10 protein-coding genes are annotated in these 13956 nt (G+C 67.5%); 8 read left to right on the top strand and 2 right to left on the bottom strand.

What is annotated here, in order from left to right; all coding sequences use genetic code 11:
* Positions 1-3 precede the first annotated feature (3 nt).
* The 6 genes from ACFWUU_RS10140 to ACFWUU_RS10165 all read left to right on the top strand — a co-directional run bounded on the left by ACFWUU_RS10140 (position 4) and on the right by ACFWUU_RS10165 (position 11024).
* On the top strand, positions 4-993 hold the full coding sequence (locus tag ACFWUU_RS10140; RefSeq protein WP_202877899.1) for an ABC transporter permease: 990 nt from the start codon (positions 4-6) through the stop codon (positions 991-993).
* A 10-nt stretch (positions 994-1003) separates the two neighbouring features.
* Positions 1004-2044, top strand: a complete 1041-nt coding sequence (locus ACFWUU_RS10145) for a substrate-binding domain-containing protein (RefSeq protein WP_137257448.1) — start codon at positions 1004-1006, stop codon at positions 2042-2044.
* Between the two features lie 29 nt (positions 2045-2073).
* Entirely contained in the window at positions 2074-3237 is a 1164-nt protein-coding gene (locus tag ACFWUU_RS10150) for a Gfo/Idh/MocA family protein (protein WP_137257447.1), read from the top strand.
* A complete protein-coding gene (xylA, locus tag ACFWUU_RS10155) occupies positions 3234-4394 on the top strand; it encodes a xylose isomerase (RefSeq protein WP_380174433.1) in 1161 nt (386 codons plus the stop codon). Before ACFWUU_RS10150 ends, xylA begins: the two co-directional genes overlap by 4 nt.
* A 91-nt stretch (positions 4395-4485) precedes the next feature.
* A complete protein-coding gene (locus ACFWUU_RS10160; protein WP_380174435.1) occupies positions 4486-9855 on the top strand; it encodes a ThuA domain-containing protein in 5370 nt (1789 codons plus the stop codon).
* A gap of 167 nt (positions 9856-10022) precedes the next feature.
* The gene (locus tag ACFWUU_RS10165; protein WP_380174437.1) at positions 10023-11024 is read left to right on the top strand and encodes a sugar phosphate isomerase/epimerase family protein; all 1002 of its coding nucleotides are present in this window, start codon (positions 10023-10025) and stop codon (positions 11022-11024) included.
* Here the strand turns inward: ACFWUU_RS10165 and ACFWUU_RS10170 are convergent.
* On the bottom strand, positions 11021-12079 hold the full coding sequence (locus ACFWUU_RS10170) for an epoxide hydrolase family protein (RefSeq protein ID WP_380174439.1): 1059 nt from the start codon (positions 12077-12079) through the stop codon (positions 11021-11023). The two genes, ACFWUU_RS10165 and ACFWUU_RS10170, sit on opposite strands and share 4 nt — an antisense overlap.
* 59 nt (positions 12080-12138) lie before the next feature.
* Here ACFWUU_RS10170 and ACFWUU_RS10175 point away from each other — a divergent pair, with 59 nt between their 5' ends.
* Both ACFWUU_RS10175 and ACFWUU_RS10180 read left to right on the top strand, forming a co-directional pair.
* Positions 12139-12459 (top strand): hypothetical protein, encoded by a 321-nt coding sequence (locus tag ACFWUU_RS10175; protein WP_380174441.1) that lies wholly within the window; start codon positions 12139-12141, stop codon positions 12457-12459.
* Positions 12432-13175: a YqjF family protein gene (locus ACFWUU_RS10180; RefSeq protein ID WP_233714998.1), complete on the top strand. Its 744-nt coding sequence runs from the start codon at positions 12432-12434 to the stop codon at positions 13173-13175. Before ACFWUU_RS10175 ends, ACFWUU_RS10180 begins: the two co-directional genes overlap by 28 nt.
* Here ACFWUU_RS10180 and ACFWUU_RS10185 read toward each other — a convergent pair.
* Positions 13114-13758: a hypothetical protein gene (locus tag ACFWUU_RS10185; RefSeq protein ID WP_380174442.1), complete on the bottom strand. Its 645-nt coding sequence runs from the start codon at positions 13756-13758 to the stop codon at positions 13114-13116. The two genes, ACFWUU_RS10180 and ACFWUU_RS10185, sit on opposite strands and share 62 nt — an antisense overlap.
* Positions 13759-13956: the final 198 nt, after the last annotated feature.

A 13956-nucleotide genomic window follows, 5' to 3' on the forward strand; every position in this document is an offset into this window, starting at 1 on the left:
ACTGTGACCCAGCCGGCGGCGCAACGATCGGCCAACCTGCTGAGGTCCGGCTTCGGCCGCAACCTCGGCCTGGTGATCGCGCTCGTCGTACTGTGCATCGTCGGCGTGATCACCGCCGGCGACACGTTCGCCACCGGCGCCAACGTGCTGACGATCCTGCGACTGGCAGCCGTCATCGGTGTCGTCAGCGTCGGTATGACGTTCGTCATCACCGGCGGCGGGATCGACCTGAGTGTCGGCGCGATGGTCGCGCTGGCCTCGGTCTGGGCGACCACGCTGGCCACCCAGCAGCTGGCCGCCGACTACCACTGGCTGTTCATGGTCACCACGGCACTCGTGGTCGGCGCCGCGTGCGGTCTGGTCAACGGGCTGTTGGTTGCCTACGGCAAGATCGTGCCGTTCATCGCGACACTGGCGATGCTGGCGGCGGCGCGCGGTCTGGCCGAGATCATCTCGGACCGGAAGACCCAGATCATCACGGTCAACTCGTTCGTCGACTTCTTCGGCGGCTCGCTGATCGGCGTACCGGTGCTGGTCTGGATCTTCCTGCTGGTCGCCGCGGCCGGCTGGGTGGTGCTGAACCGGACCACCTTCGGCCGTCGTACGTTCGCCGTCGGCGGCAACGCCGAGGCCGCCCGCCTGGCGGGTATCAAGGTCCAGCGTCACACCGTGGCGCTGTACGTCCTGGCCGGGCTGTGCTGCGGGATCGCCGCGGTGATGCTGATGGCCCGGACGACAACGGGAAGCTCCACCCACGGTCAGTTGTACGAGCTGGACGCGATCGCGGCGGTGGTGATCGGCGGCACGCTGCTGTCCGGCGGCCGCGGCACGATCGTCGGCACGGTCATCGGCGTACTGATCTTCACGACGTTGAACAACGTCTTCACGCTCAACAACCTGAGCATCTCCGCCCAGTCTGTGGCCAAGGGCGCGATCATCGTGGTCGCCGTCCTGCTGCAGCAACGTCTGGCCGCCCGCACGACGAGTTCATAGGAGGACAACGATGTCCAAACGTTCCGCCCGAAGTCTGGTGGTCGCAGGTCTCGCTGCGGTCGCGTTGACTGCGTGTACCAGTAACACCCCGAAGGCCGAGGACAACGCCGACAAGGCGCCGGCCAACCAGGCCGCGGTCAAGAACGACGAGCCCGGCAAGAAGGTCAAGATCGGCTTCTCCGCGCCGGCCGCCGACCATGGCTGGATGGGTGCCATCACCAAGGCGACCCAGGCCGAGGCCAAGAAGTACTCCGACGTCGAACTGGTCGTCGCCGAGGGTACGAACGACGTCAACCTGCAGATCAGCCAGGTCGAGACGTTCATCAACCAGAAGGTCGACGCCATCGTTCTGCTTCCTTTCGACGGGGCCGCGCTCACCCCGGTCGCAACGAAGGCGATGGAGGCCGGCATCACGGTGATCAACGTCGACCGCGAGTTCGACAGCCCGTTCGCGGCCCGGACGACGGTGCTCGGTGACAACCACGGGATGGGCGTGTCGGCCGGCACGTACATCTGCGACCAGCTGAAGGGCAAGAAGGACGCGGTGGTCGCGGAGATCGCCGGCATCGACTCGCTGCCGTTGACTCAGGACCGCAGCCGGGGCTTCAAGGAAGCGCTCGCGGACTGCGGGCTGAAGGTCAGCAACCGGGTGGCCGCGGAGTTCACCGTGGAGTCGGGGGAGAAGGCCGCCGCCAACCTGTTGCAGGCGGCACCGAAGATCGACGCGATCTGGAACCACGACGACGACCAGGGCGTCGGCGTGATGGCCGCGATCAAGAACTCCGGCCGCAAGGAGTTCTTCGTGGTCGGCGGGGCCGGCTCGGCGAACGTGATGCGGGACATCAAGTCCGGCAACTCGTTGCTCAAGGCCACCGTCATCTACCCGTCCACGCAGGGTGCCGACGGCATCCGGCTGGCCCGTCTGCTGGTGCAGAAGAAGGCTCTCGGCGACCTGGTGGAGGTCGAGGTGCCGCGCACGGTGCAGCTGTACGCGCCGGTGGTCACGAAGGACAACGTGGACCAGTACATGCCTACCGCCTTCGAAAGCTAATCAACACCGCGAGAGCTAAGAGGAGAGCTATGACGAACCTGGGCATCGGCCTGATCGGCTACGCGTTCATGGGTGCGGCCCATTCGCAGGCCTGGCGGAGCGCGCCGCGCTTCTTCGACCTGCCGCTGGACCCCGCCATGAACGTGCTCTGCGGCCGCAACGCCGAGGCTGTACAGGCGGCCGCGACGAAACTCGGCTGGAAGGACACCGAGACCGACTGGCGCAAGCTGCTCGGCCGCGACGACGTCCAGCTTGTCGACGTGTGTACGCCGGGCGACAGCCACGCCGAGATCGCGATCGCAGCCCTGGAGGCCGGTAAGCACGTCCTGTGCGAGAAGCCGCTGGCCAACACGGTCGAGGAGGCCGAGGCGATGACCGCCGCGGCCGAGGCGGCCAGGGCCAAGGGGATCAGGTCGATGGTCGGGTTCACCTACCGCCGGGTGCCGGCGATCGCGCTGGCCCGCCAGCTCGTTGCCGAGGGCAAGCTCGGGACGATCCGGCACGTCCGCGCGCAGTACCTGCAGGACTGGATCGCCGACCCGGAGGCGCCGCTGTCCTGGCGGCTGGACAAGTCCAAGGCCGGCTCCGGCGCGCTCGGCGACATCGGCGCGCACATCATCGACATGACGCAGTACATCACCGGTGACACGATCGGCGAGGTCAGCGCGCGACTGGAGACGTTCGTGAAGGAGCGCCCGGTCGCGGCCGAGCACTCCGGTCTGGCCGGTACGGCGGGGACCGAGCGCGGACCGGTCACGGTCGACGACGCGGCCGTGTTCCTGGCCACGTTCCGGTCCGGTGCGCTCGGCGTGTTCGAGGCGACCCGGTTCGCCACCGGACGCAAGAACGCGATCCGGATCGAGATCAACGGAAGCCTCGGAAGTCTGGCGTTCGACTTCGAGGACATGAATCTCCTGCACTACTACGACGCCACCGAAGACTCGAGGACTGCCGGTTTCCGCCGCATCCTCGCGACCGAACCCGCCCACCCGTACGTCGCCGCGTGGTGGCCGCCGGGCCACCTGCTCGGCTACGAGCACGGGTTCACCCATCAGGTCGTCGACCTGGTCACCGCGATCGCCGAAGGAGTCGATCCGGCACCGTCGTTCGCCGACGGGCTGCAGGTCCAGCGAGTGCTGGCCGCGGTCGAGACCAGCTCGACGTCACGACAATGGCAGGAGATTCCGCAATGAATAGCTACACCCCGACCAAGGACGACAAGTTCTCCTTCGGTCTGTGGACCGTCGGCTGGCAGGGCGTCGACGTGTTCGGTACGGCGGTCCGCCCCGCAATGGACCCGGTCCACGCGGTCGAGAAGCTCGCCGAACTGGGCGCCGCGGCGGTCACGTTCCACGACGACGACGTCGTCCCCGACGACGCCACCCGCAAGCAGACGCTGGACCGGTTCCAGAAGGCGCTGGCCGACACCGGCATGGCCGTCGAGATGATGACCACCAACCTGTTCGCCCACCCGGTCTTCAAGGACGGCGGTCTGACCGCCAACGACCGGCAGGTACGGCGGTACGCGCTGGCCAAGGTGCTCCGCAACGTCGACCTCGCCGCCGAGCTGGGCGCGACGACGTACGTGCTCTGGGGCGGTCGTGAAGGCGCCGAGTCGGGCGGCTCGAAGGACGTCCGGGCCGCGCTCGACCGGTACAAGGAGTCGATGGACCTGCTCTGCGCGTACGTCCGCGAGCAGGGCTACGACATCCGCTTCGCGATCGAGCCGAAGCCGAACGAGCCGCGCGGTGACATCCTGCTGCCGTCGATCGGCCACGCGATCGCCTTCATCAACGACCTGGCGGATCCCGAGCTGGTCGGCATCAACCCCGAGGTCGGCCACGAGCAGATGGCCAGCCTGAACTACGCGCACGGGATCGCGCAGGCGTTGTGGCACGGGAAGCTGTACCACATCGACCTCAACGGGCAGCACGGTCCGCGGTTCGACCAGGACCTGCGGTTCGGTGCCGGCAACCTGCGGGAGGCCTTCTGGACGGTCGACGTCCTGCAGGGTTCCGGCAGCTACCCGGCGTACGAGGGCCACATCCACTTCGACTACAAGCCGCCGCGGACCGAGGACGAGGAAGGCGTCTGGGAGACCGCGCGGGGCTGTATGCGGAACTATCTGATCCTTCGCGAGAAGGTCCAGGCGTTCCGTGCCGACCCCGAGGTTGCGGAGGCACTCGCCGCCGCACGGGTCGCGGAGTTGTCAGAGCCCACCCTGGCCGAGGGTGAGTCGCTGGCCGATCTCCGCGCCGCGAAGTACGACCCGGACGCGCTGGCCGAGCGCGGTCTCGGGTTCGAACGGCTGGACCAGCTGGCGATGGAGCACCTGCTCGGCGTCCGTTGAGCTAGCCGGTAAGTAGTCCCGCGCAGGGCAGAGCACGGGATTCGTAGTGATGGAGCGCGCACCCCTTGTCCGTCCCCATGAGGAGCTCCGCATGATCCAGCTACGCAGACCTGGCACGTTGGTGTGCCTTCTCGTGCTCGCCCTGATCGCGGCCCTGTTGGCACCGTTACCTGCCCGGGCCCATCCCGGTCACGGTGACGAGACGTTCAACGCCCTGATCTTCAGCAAGACCGCAGGATTCCGGCACGACTCGATCCCGGCCGGGATCCAGGCGATCAAGGACCTGGCCACCGAGAACGGCTTCACCGTCACCGCGACGGAGGACGCGTCGATGTTCAACGACACCGAGTTGGCGAAGTACGAGGTCGTCATCTGGCTGTCCACGACCGGCGACGTCCTGAACGCGGACCAGCAGGCCGCCTTCGAGCGATACATCCGCGGCGGCGGCGGGTACGCCGGTATCCACGCCGCGTCCGACACGGAGTACGACTGGCCCTGGTACGGCCAGCTCGTCGGCAGCTACTTCGACAGTCACCCGGCCGGCACGCCGACCGCGACGGTGAAGGTGGAGGACCACGCCCATCCGTCCACCGCCGATGCGCCGACGCTGTGGCAGCGCACCGACGAGTGGTACAACTACCGGACCAATCCCCGCGGCACCGTCCACGTGCTCGCCTCGCTCGACGAGTCGTCGTACACGGGCGGCAACATGGGTCCCGAGCACCCGATCACCTGGTGCCAGGACTACGACGGCGGCCGTGCCTGGTACACGGGCATGGGCCACACGATCGAGTCGTACGCCGACCGGACGTTCCGCAAACAACTGCTCGGCGGCATCAAGACCGCGGCCGGTGTCGAGCCGGCGGACTGTGGTGCGTCGCTGAGCGACAGCTACGAGAAGGTCACGCTGGACGACGACACCTCGAACCCGATGGAGTTGTCCATCGCCGATGACGGCCGGGTGTTCTACATCGACCGGAACGGCGCGGTGAAGATCATCAAGACCGACGGTTCGGTGGTTACCGCGGGGACGCTGGATGTCTACACGGGCCAGGAGTTCGGGCTTCTCGGCATCGCTCTGGATCCTGCCTTCGCCCAGAACGGCTTCCTGTACCTCTACTACTCGCCGGTGAGCTCTGAGCCGTTCGACCGGGTCTCGCGGTTCAAGGTGACTGGTGACACCCTCGACCTCGCCAGCGAGCAGCAGGTACTGCGGGTGGACACTCAGCGCGACCAGTGCTGCCACGCGGGCGGTGCGCTCGAGTTCGATGGCAACGGCAACTTGTTTGTTGCCACTGGCGACAACAGCAACCCGTTCGACTCCGATGGCTACGCGCCGCTGGACGAGCGGGCCGGCCGGGCCGCGTGGGACTCGCAGCGGTCCGCGGCCAACAGCAATGTGCTGAACGGCAAGGTCCTACGGATCCATCCCGAAGCGGACGGCTCGTACACGATCCCGGCCGGGAACCTGTTCCCGCCAGGTACGGCGAAGACGCGGCCTGAGATCTATGCGATGGGCTTCCGTAACCCGTTCCGGATCGGGATCGACCCGACCACCAACCACCTGTTCGTCGCGGACTACGGGCCGGACGCCGGTGCGGTGTCGCCGACCCGTGGTCCGGACGGTCGCGTCGAGTGGAACATCCTCACCCAGCCCGGCTTCTACGGCTGGCCGTATTGCGTCGGTGCGAACACGCCGTACAACGACTACGACTTCGCGACCGGTACGTCGGGAGCGACGTTCAACTGCAACGCGCCGGTCAACGAGTCGCCGAACAACACCGGGCTGACGCAGCTGCCGGCCGCGATCCCGGCGACGATGTGGCAGGGCAAGTCGACGACCGGCGTACCGGAGATCGGCGGCAGCGGCGCGCCGATGACCAGTGGCGCCTACAAGTACGACGCCGCGAACCCCTCGGATCGCAAGTGGCCGGCGTACTTCGACGGTAAGGCGGTGTGGGCGGACTGGAACGACAGCCGCCTGTTCTCGGTGCAGCTGAACGACGATCGCACCGGCATCGCCGACGTGTCACGGATGCTGCAGAAGATGAACTTCATCCGGCCGCATGCGCTGCAGTTCGGACCGGACGGCGCGTTGTACGTGATCGAGTGGGGGAGCGGGTTCGGCGGCAACAACGCCGACTCCGGCGTCTACCGGATCGACTACGTGCAAGGGAATCGGGCGCCGATCGCGCAGTTCACGACCGACAAGACGTCCGGCCCGGTGCCGTTGACAGTGGCGTTCGACTCGACCGGCTCGCGAGATCCGGATGGGCAACCGGTCACGTTGGCCTGGGACTTCGACGGCAACGGTACGACGGACAGCACCGACGCCAAACCGTCGTACACCTATGCGACCGCGGGCGTGTTCACGGCGCGGTTGACGGTGACCGATCCGGACGGCCGTACTGCGGTCTCCAACCGGACGATCACGGCCGGGAACACCGCGCCGACGATCACCGTGCAGACGCCCGTCGACGGCGGGTTCTTCGACTTCGGCGACACGATCCACTACAAGGTGACGGTCACCGACCCCGAGGACGGCGTGATCGACTGCAATGATGTGATCACCCAGCCGGCGCTCGGGCACGACGAGCACGCGCATCCGTACGAGCAGTACCACGGCTGCGAGGGCGAGTTCCCGTTGCCGGGCGACCAGGGCCATGTCGGCGCGAACATCTTCGGCATCGTCACCGTGACCTACACGGACAAGGGCGCGCCGGGAACGGGCAAGATCACCAGCCAGAAGGTGGTCCAGCTGCAGCCGAAGACCCGCGAGGCGGAGTTCTTCAGCGAGACCGGTGGGCCTGGCTCGGCGCCCGGCGTACAGGTCGAGGACACCGGTGACACCGCGGGCGGTGGCAAGAACATCGGGTTCATCGAGGACGGTGACTGGTGGGGCTGGAAGCCGACCAACCTGACCAACATCAACCAGCTCCAGCTGCGTGCTGCCTCACCCGACGCGGGTGCGACGGTTCAGGTCCGACAGGGGTCGCCGACGGACGGTCCGGTCGTTGCCATCATCCAGGTGACGCCGACCGGCGGATGGCAGACGTACGGCGACTTCACCGGTGACGTGAGCGGTGCGTCGCTGGACAGTGGGCCGCTGTACTTCGTGAAGACGACCGGCCAGCTGAACGTCAACTGGGTCAAGTTCATCGGCAAGGGCGTGACGGAGAACCAGCGCCCGGCAGTGACGGTGACGGCATCGGCGACCCAGGGCAAGGCTCCTTTGGCAGTCGACTTCACAGCTGCTGCAACGGATCCTGAGGGCGATCTGCCGCTCACCTACGCGTGGAGCTTCGGCGACGGGGGCACGGCCACCGGCTCGACTGCGTCCCACACCTTCACGGTCCCGGGCAAGCACACGGTGACGGCGACAGTCACGGATTCGCGCGGAGCTGTTGGCACCGCAAAGGTCGACGTGACGGTCGACTCGCCATCCGCCCCGACCTGTCTGACCGGCCGTTCCGACGGCTTCGACGGCACGGCGCTCGACACAGCCCGTTGGTCATCAGTTGTCCGCGGCAACCAAGAGCTGTCGGTCGGGAACGGTGCGTTGTCGATCCCGTTGACGGCAACGGATATCTACGGCACCGGCAACACCGGTACTCCGAACCTCGTCCTGCAACCGCTCCCCGCAGGTGCCTGGTCGGCGACCACGAAGGTGACCCTGCCGGCTCGCCTGGCCTACCAGCAGGCCGGGCTGATCGTGTACGGCGACGACGACAACTACGCCAAGATGGTGATCCAGGGTCGATCCACGGGCGCGCCCTCGGCGGCCGATCGGATCTTCCAGTTCATCCGCGAGGAGAACGGCGTACCGAACGAGGTTGCCGCGTCGAACACGGCCAACCTCGGTGTCGCGTACCCGGATACGGTCTGGGTGCGGTTCACGTCGGACGGCGCGAACCTGAAGGCGGCGTACAGCGCGGACGGCGCGACCTTCACCGAGATGCCGGAGACGAAGCAGCTCGCCGGGATCACCAACCCGCGGATCGGTCTGTTCGGACTGGCCAACCGGACCGAGGCGTTGCCGATCGCGGCGTCGTTCGACTACTTCAGCATCACGCCCGACGACACCGCTGAGCAGCCGACCCCGGACGACGAGTTCACCGGGACGACGCTCGACGCGTGCCGCTGGACGGACGTCGTACGGCCTGATCCTGCCGCCTACCGAGTCAGCGGTGGCGGGCTGGAGATCGACACCAGCAAGGGCGACATCTACGGCGGTACGGCGACGAACCCGCGCAACCTCATGCTCCAGCCGGCGCCCGACGGCGACTGGACGATTGAGACCAAGGTGGACGCCTCGACGTTCGACGAGGCCTTCCAGCAGGCGGGTCTGATGGTCTACGCCGACGATGCGAACTACGTGAAACTCGACTACCTCACCACCAACCCGGCGGGTTCGACCGTTGCGCGCGGCATCGAACTCCGCAGCGAGGTGGCCGATGTGGTCCAGTCTCCGCAGCCCAACGCCCCGAGTCCGTCTCAGGGTGTTTGGTACCTCCGGTTGTCCAAGACCGGCTCGACCTACACCGGCTCCTACAGCTCGGACGGCACAACCTGGACGGCGCTGCCACCTGTCACCAACACGGCGCTCGCCAACGCGAAGTTCGGCATCTACGCCTTCGGTGTCGATCAGGCGGCTTCGAAGACAGCGAAGTTCGAGTACTTCAAGCGAGTCACCGACACGACGGCGCCGACCGTCAACCTGTCGCTGAACCCGTCCACGCCTTCGGGACAAGCGGGTTGGTGGACGAGTCCCGTCACGGCGACTGCCATGGGAACGGATGACCAAGGTGGTCAGGTGTATCTGGAACAGAAGGTTGGTGACGGCAACTGGTCCGAATACACAGCACCGATCGCGTTGTCGGCCGACGGCACCCACACGCTGTCGGTCCGCGCCAGTGACACGGCCGGAAACGTGTCGGAGCCGGCGACGGTGACGGTGAAGCTCGACCAGACGCCGCCAACAGCAACAGTCGCCGGCTTACCTGCGGCGCTGGGCGTCGCGTCGACTGCGTCGGTGACAGCGACCGCCGCGGACGCGCTCTCCGGACCAGGGTCTGTGGTGATGACCTTGGACGGTAAGGCGACCACGGGCAGTCTCGACGGCGTGGTGCTGGGGCTCGGCGCACACACGCTGACGGCGACGGCAACCGACAAGGCCGGCAACACTTCGGTAAAGAACGTCCCGTTCACCGTCGTCGCGTCGTACCCGGAAGCGGTCAAGCTGGTCGATCGCTACCGGGTCGCCGGAAAGGTGCCGTTGGCAACCGCCACGGTGATGAAGATCCAGCTCGGCCTGGCCGAGCGTGCCGTCAAGCGCAACCAGTCGGTGGTCGCCGCGGTGGCGCTCAACCTGTACCTGGCCCAGGCCCGGACGGTCCGGGACGTGCCCGCCAGAACCCTGCTGACCGCGGTCGGTCAGGACCTGAAGGCACGGCTGGCCTGATGACGTCGCCGTGGGAACTCGCCGCCGTACACCTGCCGCCGCCCCGGCTGGTTCGGCCCCGGACGGGCGACGGCCCGGCGAGTCCTACGGTGACCGTCCCCGGCGGCGGCCTCGCGCTCCGGACGCCGCCGGGGACACCCCTGCAGTAACACGACAAGGAGAGACGAATGGCTCGACCGATCACGTTGTTCACCGGCCAGTGGGCCGACCTGCCGTTCGAGGAGGTGGCGCGGCTGGCGGCCTCGTGGGGCTACGAAGGACTCGAGATCGCCTGCTGGGGCGACCATCTCGACGTACGGCGTGCTGCCGGGGATCCGGCGTACGTCCAGGATCGTCTCGACATCCTGGAGAAGAACAACCTGAAGGTGTGGACGATCTCGAACCACCTGCTCGGGCAGGCGGTCTGCGACGACCCGATCGACCAGCGGCACCAGGCGATCCTGCCCGCGCACATCTGGGGCGACGGTGATCCGGAGGGCGTCCGGCAGCGGGCGGCGGAGGAGATGAAGACCACCGCCCGGGCCGCGCGGGCGCTCGGGGTCGACGTGGTGGTCGGGTTCACCGGGTCGTCGATCTGGAAGACGGTCGCGATGTTCCCGCCGGTGCCGCCGGCGATGCTCGAGGCCGGGTACCAGGACTTCGCGGATCGGTGGAACCCGATCCTGGACGTGTTCGACGAGGTGGGTGTGAAGTTCGCCCACGAGGTGCATCCTTCGGAGATCGCGTACGACTACTGGACGACGACCGCGACGCTCGAGGCGATCGGGCACCGGCCGGCCTTCGGGCTGAACTGGGACCCGTCGCACTTCGTCTGGCAGGACCTGGACCCGGTCGGCTTCCTGTGGGACTTCAAGGACCGGATCTACCACGTCGACTGCAAGGACGCGAAGCGCCAGGTCGGCAACGGCCGCAACGGGCGGATGGGCTCGCACCTCGCCTGGGGCGACCCGCGGCGCGGCTGGGACTTCGTCTCGACCGGCCACGGGGACGTCCCGTGGGAGGCGTGCTTCCGGATGCTCAACACGATCGGGTACGACGGCCCGATCTCGATCGAGTGGGAAGACGCCGGCATGGACCGCCTGGTCGGCGCCGCCGAAGCGATCCAGTTCGTCCGCACCCTCGCCTTCGACGCCCCGACCGCATCCTTCGACGCGGCCTTCTCGTCCTAGAGCTTGCCGAAGAAATCCTGGAGGTCCCCGATCACCAACTCGGGGACCTCCAGTGCGGCGAAATGCCCACCGCGGTCGAACTCGGTGTAGTGCACGACATCGAACTCGCGCTCGACCAGCTTGCGAACGGTGCTGTCGTTGGGGAACACCGCGAGCCCTGTCGGCACAGCGCAGTACTCGACCTCTGTGCTCCACGACGACTGACCTTCGCGGTACAGCCGGGCCTGTGAGCCCGCGGTCCCGGTCAGCCAGGTCAGCGTCACGCCGTCCAGGATCTTGTCGTTGCTGATGGCACCGATCCGGTGGCCGTAGTCGTCGTACCACTCCAGGTTCCAGGCCAGCTGACCGATGGGGGAGTCGACCAGGGCGTAGGCCAACGTCTGCGGCCGGGTGCCCTGGATCGAGGCGTACCCGGACCGTTCCGCCTGCCACCTGTCCAACCCGCCCAACCGCTGCTGCTCGTCCTCCGTCAGCTCCTCGCCCTGCGGGAACGCCAGGTAGCCATCCAAGTGCAGCCCGATCACGCGCTCCGGCGCCAACCGCGCGAGCGCCGGCCCGATCCGCGCACCCCAGTCGTACCCGTGGACGCCGTACCGCTCGTACCCGAGCTCCTCCATCAAACTGATCCACGCCCGCGCGATGCGCTCCACACCCCACCCGGTCGCGCTGGTCGGTCCGGAGAACCCGAAGCCGGGCATGGTCGGAATCACCAGGTCGAAGTCCTGCGAGAGCGGCTCGATAAGCTCTAGGTAGTCGGAGCCAGCTCCGGGCCAGCCGTGCAGCAGTAGCAGCGGCATTCCCGACGACTTCGTGTGGAGGTAGTGCACCCGCTGCCCGTCGACCTCGGTCACATACTGCGGGTGCGCGTTGAGCCGCTTCTCGAACCGCCGCCAGTCGTACGCCGTACGCCAGTACTCCGTGACGTCCCGCAGCCGCTCGCGTTCGACGCCGTACGACCACTCGACGTCCGGCAACTGGTCCGGCCAGCGCGCCATGTCCAGGCGACGGTGCAACTCGTCCAGCTCTGTCTGCGGTACCTCTACCCGAAACTCCATGCGTCCGACACTAGAAGGCGTAGCGGACAGCGGCTGACCGCTACGGCTACGCTCGGCCTATGAGTGCTGGAAAGTACGCCGCGCAGATCGTGGAGGTCCCGGACCACGGCATCAAGCTGGAGCCGGTGGAGGGGACGACCGTCCCGGACGGGGCGAACGAGGTGAATCTGCTCGGGATGTCGATCGCGTTGGCGTTGGGGGCGGCGGGGTACCACCATCACGCCGAGCAGCGCGACCCTGAGCTGCAGACGCTGGATGCGTTGCTCGCGGGCGATGCGGTGATGCCGTGGAAGCCGACCGAGGCCGGGAGTACGGCGTACATCGTGTGTGAGCTGAACGACGGCAGGCCGAGGTGCGAGGTCCGGCCGACGGCGGAGTGACCTGGCCGGCGGCGCCGGCGCTGCGGCGACCGCGGATCCTGCGGCAGCGGTGGCTCGACCTGACGTTCCTGCACTGGGCGGTCGAGCCGGCCGAGGTCGCGCGGTTCTTCCCGCCGGGCACGCGTCCGGACACCTTCGAGGGACGCACGTACGTCGGTCTCGTGCCGTTCCGGATGGTCGACACCGGGCTGCCGCATGGTCCGGGTGTGCCGTACTTCGGCTCGTTCCTGGAGACGAACATCCGGCTCTACTCGATCGACGAGACCGGTCGGCGCGGGGTGGTGTTCCTCAGCCTCGATGCGAACCGGCTCGCCGTGGTCACCGCGGCGCGGACGGTCTTCGGGCTCCCGTACCGGTGGGCTCGTATGACCCACACCCGCGACGGCGACCGCCACAGCTACACGTCGAGACTGCGCGGGATCGAGGCCGCCGTTGGGATCTTGGTGGGGGAGCGCATCCCAGTCGGCGCGCTCGAAGACTTCCTGACCGCACGTTGGGGTTTGCACATCCAGCGGGCGGCACGGACTTGGTATCTGCCCAACGAGCATCCGCCGTGGATCCTGCACTCCGCGACGCTCACCGAACTGAACGCCGACGCGCTGCTGACCTCAGTCGGCCTCACCCCGCCCGGCCGCCCGCCGGATCATGTCGCCTTCAGCGCTGGGGTTCCGGCTGCGTTTGGTCTGCCATCAGGGCAGCTGTCTCCCGGACGATGAACTTCAGGTCGACCTGACCAGCCCACCGGTTGACCTCGGTCGCCAGTGCGCGTGAGCCGGCCGCGTCGCCTTCGTCGCGCAGGAGTACGGCGAGCAGGGTCTGCTGGGCCAGCGCGCCGAGCAGGTGACCGACCGTCTGCCGCAGTTCGGTCGACCGTTCCCAGTGCTGTCTGGCCAGCACGAGATCGCCTGCGGTGTGCGCGTGGTCGCCGAGATGCCGGAGTGCGTAGGACATCACCAGGTCGTCGCCGGATTTCTCACCCAGCTGGTACGCCGTCGTGTAGTGCGCGAACGCCTCCTGGGGCTGCTGGTAGACGTTGTCGGCCATCACACCGGCAGAGAAGGCAACTGCTCCCCGGCGGGCATCGTCCGGAGCTTCCTCGATCAGCTGCTGCGCACGTTCCGCGAGCCCTCCGTCGTCGGCGCGTGATCCGAAGAGGACGGTCGAATAGTCCTTCCGGAGCTTCAGCATCGCGAGATCCCAGGACTGCTCGGGGGAGGGGACCGAGATGATTGCCTCGACGGCGGCGATCGCGGCGGGCGCGTGATCGGTCTGCTGAGCGAAATCCTGGTCAGCGGCCACCTCAGCGCGGGCCAGGGCGAGGGCCAGGTGTTCACCAGGTTCGGTGGCTCGGCGGCGTTCAGGAGGGCGGTGGCGGCGGGCCACTGGCCGGCGCGCATGAGGTGAGTGGCGGCGGTGACGACTGCGGTGGCAGCTAGCTGGGTCATGTCCTGAGGGTATTTCGATGTCGAAATATTTGACAACTAACCTTCAATGGCT

Origin of the sequence: Kribbella sp. NPDC058693, assembly GCF_042715335.1 — a bacterium.
Lineage (GTDB): Bacteria > Actinomycetota > Actinomycetes > Propionibacteriales > Kribbellaceae > Kribbella > Kribbella jiaozuonensis.

Coding starts and splice junctions, on each gene's coding strand:
- ACFWUU_RS10150 (WP_137257447.1), top strand. CDS start 2,074: ATGACGAACCTGGGCATCGGCCTGATCGGCTACGCGTTCATGGGTGCG.
- xylA (WP_380174433.1), top strand. CDS start 3,234: ATGAATAGCTACACCCCGACCAAGGACGACAAGTTCTCCTTCGGTCTG.
- ACFWUU_RS10170 (WP_380174439.1), bottom strand. CDS start 12,079: ATGGAGTTTCGGGTAGAGGTACCGCAGACAGAGCTGGACGAGTTGCAC.
- ACFWUU_RS10160 (WP_380174435.1), top strand. CDS start 4,486: ATGATCCAGCTACGCAGACCTGGCACGTTGGTGTGCCTTCTCGTGCTC.
- ACFWUU_RS10145 (WP_137257448.1), top strand. CDS start 1,004: ATGTCCAAACGTTCCGCCCGAAGTCTGGTGGTCGCAGGTCTCGCTGCG.
- ACFWUU_RS10175 (WP_380174441.1), top strand. CDS start 12,139: ATGAGTGCTGGAAAGTACGCCGCGCAGATCGTGGAGGTCCCGGACCAC.
- ACFWUU_RS10165 (WP_380174437.1), top strand. CDS start 10,023: ATGGCTCGACCGATCACGTTGTTCACCGGCCAGTGGGCCGACCTGCCG.